Source organism: Pseudoflavonifractor sp. HCP28S3_F10, from assembly GCF_052065415.1.
GTDB lineage: Bacteria > Bacillota > Clostridia > Oscillospirales > Oscillospiraceae > Pseudoflavonifractor_A.
This window is the reverse complement of sequence record NZ_JBQHUB010000050.1, coordinates 1-8,623: the sequence shown is the minus strand read 5'-3', so window position 1 is coordinate 8,623 and position 8,623 is coordinate 1. Positions and strand designations below refer to the sequence as shown.

Below are 8,623 nucleotides of genomic sequence, written 5' to 3'. Positions count from 1 at the left end.
GGCCCCAAAATAACCCCCCCAGACCCCCTATAAAAAAGACCGGGGGGCGTTGGCCCCAGTAAAATATTTGTTCACACACCCACCCCCCCCCGCGGAACAAACGCCACGGGGGGGCGCCTGGCTTACCGGGGGCTTTGGATGCGTTCACAGAAGCGTCCGCAGTTCCGCCGGTATGCCCGGGGCATATATGGGGAACGCTTACTGCATGTTGTTCTCGTAGGCCTCGATCATTTTCTTGAACGTGTGACCCGCAGGAACGCAGGGTTCTGAACCCCTTGCAGCAACTTGGTTTTCCCGCTGTTCGGTCAATTCTCCGGTAATGATACCCACACGATGCTCGAACTTGCGAAGGTACTTTTCGGTGGTTTCACCGGTGAAAATCTTGATTTGCAGCAGAAGTGTATTGTCATCCGTGGGCGTGACAAAGATTTTGTCGATATATTTGTCCACAAACTCTTTCGTAATCACGCCGCTTGCCGCATCCCGCTGGGCATTGGCGAGAACTTTCCTGATCTCGTCGATCTTTCGGCGGAATTCCTCGCCTTCCAGTGCAGCTTGCTCCAGTTCCGCAATTTCTTCTTCTGCTGCCCGGATTTCCTCGTTGCAGGCGGCGGTCATGGACTTGAAGTCGGCGTTTGTGATGCTGTCATCTGCGGCGAGCTGCAGGAGCTTGTTTTTCTTCCGATTGGCCATGTCGATGATCTTCTGCTGCTCCTCTATTTTTTGCGGCAGGGCGCCGTTGATGGTCAGCTCATTGTACATCCGCACATACTCCGCCACCATGGCATCTGCGTCGGCCTTGGTGTCACGGAACACCTCGTACAGCACGGGTTTGATTTCCTCCTCGTAAATGGCAAAGGATCCGCAGGAGTCCGCGCCGTTTTTGATCTTGCCGGAGCAGAGCCACTTGCTGTTTTTGTTTCCACTTTTGTCCTTGGATTCCCGGCGATAGTAGGGCTGCCCGCAATGGGTACACCACAGCTTTCCGGTCAGCAGATTCGCGTGATTGCAGATGCCCTGCCGGTTCTTCACGTCCTCACTGCGGCGTTTGAGAATTTCGTTTGCCTTGTCCCAGAGTTCCTCGGAAACGATAGCCGGGACGATCTCGCCGGTCTCATCTTTGAACATCACCCATTCCTCCGGCGGGAGGAATTTTTGCTTTTTGGTGAACATATCCACCACCTTGACCTTGTTGCCTACATAATATCCCTTGTATTTCGGATTGGAAATCATATTGGCCATGGTAGAGTGGGCAATCTTGTTGCCGTTGAGGTTTCGATAGCCTTTTTCCCAGAACAGCGTCTCGATCTGCTTCATGGAGTATTGGTCAGTGGCGTAGAGTTCAAACAGTTCTCTGACCATGGGAGCCTCGGCCTCATCAATGACCAGCTTTTTCTGATCCTTGCGGTATCCGAAGATGCGGCTGTTGCCCAGCACCACATTTTGCTTGATGGCCTGCTGATGTCCGAACTTCACACGGGAGGACAGCTTGCGAAGCTCATCCTGTGCGATGGAGGACATGATCGACAGGCGAAGCTCGGAGTCTTCATCCAGGGTGTTGATGTTGTCGTTCTGGAAAAAGACGCCGACGCCATAGCTTAACAGCTGACGGGTGTACTGGATGGAGTCCAATGTGTTTCTGGCAAAACGGGAGATCTCCTTAGTGATCACAAGGTCGAAGCGATCCTCTGCGGCTTCCTCCACCATGCGGTTGAAGTTTTCCCGCTTCTTTGTGGAGATACCGGAAAGGCCCTCGTCGATGTAGCCGGGCACAAAGGTCCATGCCCGATTTTTGCGGATTAGATCTTCGTAGTACCGGATCTGGTTTTCCAGAGAGTTCAGCTGTTCATCCGATTCTGAGGATACACGGGCGTAGTAAGTTACCCGCAACGGAATGTCATAGATGCTTTTTGTGCGGAGCTGCTGCCGCACTGCGTGTATATCCATAAGCGTTCTCCTTGATTTCGTAAAATCATCATCCATATTATACATAATGCCAAAAAGAAAAGCAAGAGGTCTGCGGAATATGCAGACCTCTTGCGGTGTGATTATCTCGACAGACTCCTTGTGGTTCTGGCATCAATCTTATTGATCATCAGGTTGCGCTCACGCTCTGTGATCATGCCTCTTTCGAACAGCACCTGGTTGTAGTATTTCAGCCAGGCTTCTTCGACGAAGGTTTTTTTCTGCTGCTCCGGGGTGGCGTTTTTGCTCTTTTTTACTGCCATAGAATTCCTCGCTTTCAAATCTATTATTGCCTCAGATTTCCTGTTTCATTCGACTGTGATGTGCATTTCGCTGCGCGGAATAAGCACGGATGACCTCGTCCGGGATAGCATCCACAGTGCGCCGCAGCTCGTCCAGCTCGTTGAGCTTCTGGCTGATTTCAAGTTTCTTCCGTACGCTCTCCTTGGATGCGGAAGACAACTTCTTTTCCAACTCCGCATTCTCCGCGGTCAGCTCCTTATAGGTCTTATCGTACTTTTTCAACTTCGTCCGCATGACCTCCACACCGGGGATATACTTGTCCAGCAGCGCCTCCAGTTCTTCGGCTTTGACCTTTTTGTTGAATGGATTGCTGTCGTTCAGAATCGCCATGATCTGACCCTTCATTCGGTTCAGATGCACGGCTTCTTTGAACAGCCTTGGAGGGATGTGGGTGCGACCGGTCTCGCTGGCTCTTTCGCCACGCTCCAGATCGGGATATTTCTTCACCATGTGCTTCCAGAACTCATCCTGCCACCAGGTCAGCTTTTTCTTGTTGCCAACGATCTCCTTAGCGCTGAGCCGCTTGTCCTCTGTCAGCGGGACAAAGCAAAGGTGCATATGGGGCGTCTTCTCGTCCATATGCACCACGGCAGATATGATCGTGTCTTTTGACTGATGTTTTTGAATGAAGTCCAGGGCTTCGGTGAAATAGGATTTGACCTCGCTGCGCTTTTTGCCTTTGAAAAACTCCGGGCTGGCTGTCACGAGAGCCTCCACCACCCGCACACTGTCCGAACGGGTGCGGCAGCCTGCCTCGGCAATCTGCTTTTCGGCCTCGGCGCGGTACTTTCGCTCCGGCGTCACCAGATGGAAGTTCAGGTGACTGCAGGAGGTATCTACATCGGGATTGCTGGCGTATTTCTCTTTTGTGCGTTCGTTGTGCGCTTCGATATGCCCGATTTCCGGGCCTTTGTACTTGGCAAAGCGAAGAATGGCGTATTGTGCTTTCATCGGTTATCCCTCCGTTTCTGCCATACGATGTCATAGCCCAGCACGTTCGCCAGTTCTACGACCTCCTTGTATCGGATGCTCTCCCGCTGCAGTTTTGCAGAGAGATTGGAAACGCTGTCGCTCCAATCGTATTCATCGGCCAGCCTGTCCACCAGTTCCTGCATGGTGAAACCGGCACGGACGATCTGTGCCTTTATCTCATTTCTGATGTTCATATCGTTCCTCCTGATTTTGGAAATGAAAACAGCAAAGCCGATGCACTCTCTGGCAAACCGACTTTGCTGTGTGGTGAAATATTCTATTGCTTCTAAATTCGATTAGATTTGGCGGCGTGATATTCTGTCCGCAGGTGGGTATTATCGACTTTACGGAACCGCATGACACTTCCTGAAACCGTGTAGATGCACACTTTTCAAGAATGCCTGTACTCGATTCCGAGAAGCGCGGTTCTGTGAAATCATTTTGCCCTGCAGGAAAAATCTTTTCTGTTCTCATCTGCTTTGAAGATACCCCTGCTTTTTCAGCACCTCCAGATCAGAAACCACGTCTTCTGTGGGTCGCTTTGCAAGGCAGCTGAGGGTATACATGTCGTAAGTGTCATCGATCAGAAGCAGCGTCATCGGCAGCTTCTGACTCCCGGTCAGATTGCTGCCGTAGATGTGAAACAGCGGCAGTTCTTTGTAATACGGCTTCTTCATTGAATTCCCCCTTTTTTACTTGGATCCCAAAACATCCATCCCATCCGCCCATCTATCCCAAATGGGATACTTAGGATGGATGGGATGGTGCTTTTTGCGTTTGACTCATAAAATAGGCGGTGTCACCAGCGCTTCGATGCCCCAGAAGCCGTTGACCCGCTTGCCGAGGCGGCTCATGATGTGGTTGTCGTGCTCCAGACCGAATTCGTCGGCGTGCTTTTTCAGCGTCATGCTCACCGTCCGCGCCGCCAGCGGCTTGTAGGCATTGTCCTCACACCACATGGAATAGATGGCGTAGAGATCAACGGAGGTAATGGTGCTGTCGGCCTTCAGTCGGATGTACCCCTCCGAGCGCAGGAACAGGAGAACATTGTCCGCCTCCTGTTTGGCTTCCATGCGGTTATCCCGGGTGCGGGTGCTTTCGGTGAAGCGGTAGTTGTTGGCAATCAGCCGCCGAAGGCCCTCCAGACACCAGAGGAAGATGCCCTCAATTTCGGCGCAGAGCTTGTCCGCGAGAAAAGGATTATCCTCCCGGTCAGCAGGCTTCTTTTTCACCGACAGAATCAGCTGCCGCCGATAGAAGCCGTCGGAGTGGTCATAGAGGGATTCCAGATCGCCGTTGCTGAATGCCAGAAAGCGCACATACATTTCACCCTGATAGCTCTGTTCGCCCTTTCGCTCCAAGTCCATTGGCATTTCGGCGGTAATCAGCGATTTGAGGTAGTGGGTGGATTTCAGCGCCTCCATCTTCATGTCATCGTCTACCATCAGAAGCTGGTGTTCCAGATCGGCCCGGGCAAAGGGACTGCGCTCCACCTTGGCGATGCTGCCGTTTTTCAGATTGTCGCCCAGCATCTTCTGCATTACCACTCCGATGCGGCTCTTGCCCTCGCCGCCGTTGCCTTTGAGCAGCATCATGGTCTGCCCGCGGTTGGTGGGGATGAGGCAGTAGCCGAGATACTCCTGCAGGGTCAGAATGTCCTCATCCTCCAGAAGCTCCGACAAAAAATGCAGCCATGTCACAGGCTGCGGAGCATTGGGATCATATTTGACCGGCAGGCGGTTGCGGCAGAAGTCTTTTTGCTCGGTGAATTCACCGCTGAGAAACAGCGTGCCGTTGGCCACATGGAGCCTGTCTTCGTGTACCGGCAGGTTCGGTGCATAGGCCTCCAGCTTCAGCATTTCCAGAAGCGCAGACGCACGCTTGGCAAGGCCGCAGCTGAGATAAGGGCGGAGCATCTCGTAGATATCTTTACGGACGCTTTCTTCATCGTTGATGCGTCCCTCCCTGGTGAAGAAGCTGCCACCCACACGCACCATCGGGTGCTTCTGCAGAAAGTCCTCACAGAATCCAACCTCATTCAGAAATTTGCCGTCGTACCAGGACGGTCTTTCGGCGTTGTATTCAAGCTTGTCCATTGGCTTCCTCCTTGATCTCCCGCAGCCGCTCCTGCAGGAGCGTGATTTTGTTGTCTTTCATCATGTCGTTTACCAACTCTGTTCGTTCTTCCGGCGAACCTATCGTCAGTAAATCCAACATATACTGCGTACATTCGAGCATATGGCAGGCTTCCACAAAGCGGTCATCCGGATCATCCTCCGGTGTCTGAGGCGAAAAGCGCACCTTCCAATCCTGCAGGATTTGCAGATACTCCCGTAGAACGCGGAAACAAAGACGCTCGTTGTCTGCCTGCGTCCTGTACAAGTTCAGCTTGGTGAGGATGGACGGCTTGTCCTCTTGAACACCGAAGTCTGCCCTCAGTTTCTGCGCTGCCTCCATGGCTGTGATACCGAACAGCTTGGATGTGAATTCAATCACATCTCCCTTGGCACCACAGCCGAAGCAATAGAAGTAATCCTCATTTAGCTTCATGCTGGGGTGTCGGTCATTGTGGAATGGACAGCAGGCCATTCCGTTTCGGCTGACGCTCAGCCCGAAGTGTTCCGCCGCCATCCTCGGCGTGACCGTGGATTTGATGGCTTCAAAAATTGTCATAGGCATTTCTCCTTTCGATTTTTCTGGACAAGTTCTTTGTCTGACAAATCTCTTTGTCGTCTGAATATACGGAGAAAAAGTCTTAGACCTTAAAAATCAGGCGAATGTGCAATAAAACAAAAAAGCCCTCCCGAATTCTTGCGAAAATGCAAGTCGGAAGGGCGGAAACATAAAAGTGTGATATAAAAGATCAAAAAAGCTATAATAATGTGAGATCGCTGCTTGGCAAACGTGAAAATTCACCTTGTGCAGTGAAAATTCACCCCGATAGAGTGAAAGAACGGAATAGAATCAATAAAAATGTGATTCCGTTATCATAAAAACAAAAATTTTTGTGATACCATTGCTATTTTGGTCCGAGGAGCGTATAATAATAGTGTGAAATCAAACGCGAAATCTCCAAGAAAAGTGTGACGGAGGGATTCTATGGAGCGACTGATCCTGAAACGGCTGCTGGAATGGAAAAACTCGCCTTACCGCAAGCCGCTGATCCTCAAAGGAGTGCGGCAGGTGGGCAAAACGTGGATTCTCAAGGAATTCGGCAGACGTTATTATGATAATACAGCCTACTTTAACTTTGATGAACACGAGGAGTATAAGCAGTTCTTTGAAACGACCAAGGACGTTGACCGGCTTCTGCAAAACCTGATGCTGGCCAGCGGACAGAAGATCACACCGGAAAAGACACTCATCATTTTTGACGAAGTACAGGACTGCCCGAAGGTCATCAACTCCATGAAATATTTCTGCGAGAATGCGCCGCAGTATCACATTGCCTGTGCCGGTTCGCTGCTGGGCATAGCACTGGCAAAGCCGTCCTCTTTCCCGGTGGGCAAGGTCAACTTCATGCAGATCGATCCAATGACATTTACGGAATTTTTGCTGGCCAACGGTGACGAGAATCTTGCAAACTATCTGGATGCTGTGGATACGCTTGAACCGCTTCCGGATGCTTTTTTCAATCCGCTGTATGAGAAGCTCAAAATGTACTATGTCACGGGTGGAATGCCGGAATCTGTGCTCATGTGGACGCAGGCGCGCGACGTGGAGGCCATGCAGGAGGCTCTGTCCGGAATTATCGGGGCATATGAGCGCGACTTTGCCAAACATCCGAATGTCAGCGAATTCCCGAAAATCTCAATGATCTGGAAGTCTGTTCCGTCGCAGCTTGCCCGGGAAAATAAAAAGTTTATCTATAAGGTCGTCAAAGAGGGCGCGCGGGCGCGCGAGTATGAGGATGCGCTGCAATGGCTGGTGGATGCCCGGCTTGTCCACAAGGTATACCGCAGCACCGCGCCGGGACTTCCGATGTCGGCCTATGACGATCTGTCGGCGTTCAAAATCTATCTGGTGGATGTGGGATTGCTCCGCCGTCTGGCGCAGCTTGCACCGACTGCTTTTGGTGAGGGCAATCGTCTGTTTACCGAGTTCAAAGGAGCGTTGACAGAAAACTATGTGCTGCAAACACTCATCACACAATTTGAGGTGATGCCCCGTTATTGGAGCCAGAACAATCCTCCCTATGAGGTCGATTTTCTGATTCAGCGCGAGAATGATATTTTCCCGGTGGAGGTCAAGGCAGAAGCCAATACCACCAGCCGGAGTCTGCGAAAATTCAAGGAGCTGTTCCCGGGGCAGGTAAAGCTCCGCGTGCGCTTCTCCCTGGACAATCTGAAGTTGGATGATGATGTGCTGAATATTCCGCTGTTCATGGCAGATCAGGCAGACCGGCTGATCGGGCTGGCATTGGAGAAGAAAGCGTAAAGGGGAGTATACTATGGCCATCAGTAAAAAGCTTGAGATTATATATCACAATGGTCAGCCGGATGGGATTCGCTCTATCCGCCGCCACCTGTCAACAATGACTACCTATGTCATTCCACGTCCGTTGCTTTCAGAAGCCAAGAAGCTGACCGGTATCAATCGGCCTGGCATTTATTATCTGATCAGCGAAACGGATGACAACAAGATTGCACAGATCTATGTTGGGCAGACCCGAAACGGAGTCAGCAGATTGGACGACCACAATCGTTCAAAAGATTTCTGGAACAAAGCAATCATGTTCCTTGCTGACAACAAGACCTTTTCTCTGGACATGATCAGCGGTCTTGAGGCTTTTGCCATCGGTAAGGCAATTGAAGCGAAGCGCTACAAGGTTGAAAACACGGTGAATCCCAAATACGAGATTGATGAATATGATCTTCCTTTGATTGAGGAAGTGTATGAAGAAATCAAATTCATCATGGCAACCCAGGGTTACAAAATGGAAAACTCCAAAACAACTCTGAATGAAGCCAACACATTGCATACTACCCGCAATGGTGTCCAGGCACTTGGTGTGTATGATGGAGAAAAATTTGAAGTTCTTGAAGGTTCTGAAATTGATATGAGCCGCAAGTGCCATTCAGATAATATTGAGAAGCTTCGGCAAACCGCCATTCAAAACGGGAACATAGTTTGCAGCGGTGACAAACATATCCTGAATGTTTCTGTCCCGTTTACTTCTCCCAGTTCGGCAGCAATGTTTGTGCTTGGTGGAAGCACCAACGGATGGATCGAATGGAAGAACAAAGACGGAAAAACACTTGATGAAATGTACCTGTAAATTTCGGGTTATAAAGTCCACTTGCACGGAGTTTCCGGTCCATCTTCACGGATAAACAAGTCCACCGTCACGGTGAAGGAGTCCGGCTAAATCAGAGCCTTTATA

At 50.7% G+C, this 8,623-nt stretch carries 9 protein-coding genes; 2 read left to right on the top strand and 7 right to left on the bottom strand.

Going from position 1 to position 8,623, the window contains the following annotated elements; all coding sequences use genetic code 11:
* Nucleotides 1-198: 198 nt before the first annotated feature.
* The 7 genes from ACTNBZ_RS14040 to ACTNBZ_RS14010 form a co-directional block, all read right to left on the bottom strand.
* Nucleotides 199-1,947, bottom strand: coding sequence for a recombinase family protein (locus tag ACTNBZ_RS14040; protein WP_441210874.1), 1,749 nt, complete (start codon nucleotides 1,945-1,947; stop codon nucleotides 199-201).
* Between the two features lie 101 nt (nucleotides 1,948-2,048).
* The gene (locus ACTNBZ_RS14035; RefSeq protein ID WP_287879754.1) at nucleotides 2,049-2,228 is read right to left on the bottom strand and encodes a hypothetical protein; all 180 of its coding nucleotides are present in this window, start codon (nucleotides 2,226-2,228) and stop codon (nucleotides 2,049-2,051) included.
* Between the two features lie 31 nt (nucleotides 2,229-2,259).
* Nucleotides 2,260-3,219, bottom strand: coding sequence for a MobV family relaxase (gene mobV, locus ACTNBZ_RS14030; protein WP_287879752.1), 960 nt, complete (start codon nucleotides 3,217-3,219; stop codon nucleotides 2,260-2,262).
* Nucleotides 3,216-3,434, bottom strand: coding sequence for an LLM class flavin-dependent oxidoreductase (locus tag ACTNBZ_RS14025; protein WP_287879750.1), 219 nt, complete (start codon nucleotides 3,432-3,434; stop codon nucleotides 3,216-3,218). Before ACTNBZ_RS14025 ends, mobV begins: the two co-directional genes overlap by 4 nt.
* 276 nt (nucleotides 3,435-3,710) lie before the next feature.
* Nucleotides 3,711-3,917, bottom strand: a complete 207-nt coding sequence (locus ACTNBZ_RS14020; RefSeq protein WP_287879748.1) for a hypothetical protein — start codon at nucleotides 3,915-3,917, stop codon at nucleotides 3,711-3,713.
* A 105-nt stretch (nucleotides 3,918-4,022) separates the two neighbouring features.
* Nucleotides 4,023-5,336: a DNA primase family protein gene (locus tag ACTNBZ_RS14015; RefSeq protein WP_287879746.1), complete on the bottom strand. Its 1,314-nt coding sequence runs from the start codon at nucleotides 5,334-5,336 to the stop codon at nucleotides 4,023-4,025.
* A complete protein-coding gene (locus tag ACTNBZ_RS14010) occupies nucleotides 5,323-5,913 on the bottom strand; it encodes a CHC2 zinc finger domain-containing protein (RefSeq protein ID WP_441210871.1) in 591 nt (196 codons plus the stop codon). Before ACTNBZ_RS14010 ends, ACTNBZ_RS14015 begins: the two co-directional genes overlap by 14 nt.
* Nucleotides 5,914-6,339: 426 nt before the next feature.
* On the opposite strand from ACTNBZ_RS14010, the gene ACTNBZ_RS14005 reads away from it, so the two are divergent.
* Together ACTNBZ_RS14005 and ACTNBZ_RS14000 are read left to right on the top strand one after the other, a co-directional pair.
* A complete protein-coding gene (locus ACTNBZ_RS14005; protein ID WP_195417091.1) occupies nucleotides 6,340-7,677 on the top strand; it encodes an ATP-binding protein in 1,338 nt (445 codons plus the stop codon).
* Between the two features lie 13 nt (nucleotides 7,678-7,690).
* On the top strand, nucleotides 7,691-8,518 hold the full coding sequence (locus tag ACTNBZ_RS14000) for a GIY-YIG nuclease family protein (RefSeq protein WP_441210869.1): 828 nt from the start codon (nucleotides 7,691-7,693) through the stop codon (nucleotides 8,516-8,518).
* Nucleotides 8,519-8,623: the final 105 nt, after the last annotated feature.

Excerpts from the sequence above, each read along its gene's own strand:
- ACTNBZ_RS14010 (WP_441210871.1), bottom strand. The coding sequence starts at position 5,913 with ATGACAATTTTTGAAGCCATCAAATCCACGGTCACGCCGAGGATGGCG.
- ACTNBZ_RS14000 (WP_441210869.1), top strand. The coding sequence starts at position 7,691 with ATGGCCATCAGTAAAAAGCTTGAGATTATATATCACAATGGTCAGCCG.
- mobV (WP_287879752.1), bottom strand. The coding sequence starts at position 3,219 with ATGAAAGCACAATACGCCATTCTTCGCTTTGCCAAGTACAAAGGCCCG.
- ACTNBZ_RS14005 (WP_195417091.1), top strand. The coding sequence starts at position 6,340 with ATGGAGCGACTGATCCTGAAACGGCTGCTGGAATGGAAAAACTCGCCT.
- ACTNBZ_RS14025 (WP_287879750.1), bottom strand. The coding sequence starts at position 3,434 with ATGAACATCAGAAATGAGATAAAGGCACAGATCGTCCGTGCCGGTTTC.
- ACTNBZ_RS14020 (WP_287879748.1), bottom strand. The coding sequence starts at position 3,917 with ATGAAGAAGCCGTATTACAAAGAACTGCCGCTGTTTCACATCTACGGC.
- ACTNBZ_RS14040 (WP_441210874.1), bottom strand. The coding sequence starts at position 1,947 with ATGGATATACACGCAGTGCGGCAGCAGCTCCGCACAAAAAGCATCTAT.
- ACTNBZ_RS14035 (WP_287879754.1), bottom strand. The coding sequence starts at position 2,228 with ATGGCAGTAAAAAAGAGCAAAAACGCCACCCCGGAGCAGCAGAAAAAA.
- ACTNBZ_RS14015 (WP_287879746.1), bottom strand. The coding sequence starts at position 5,336 with ATGGACAAGCTTGAATACAACGCCGAAAGACCGTCCTGGTACGACGGC.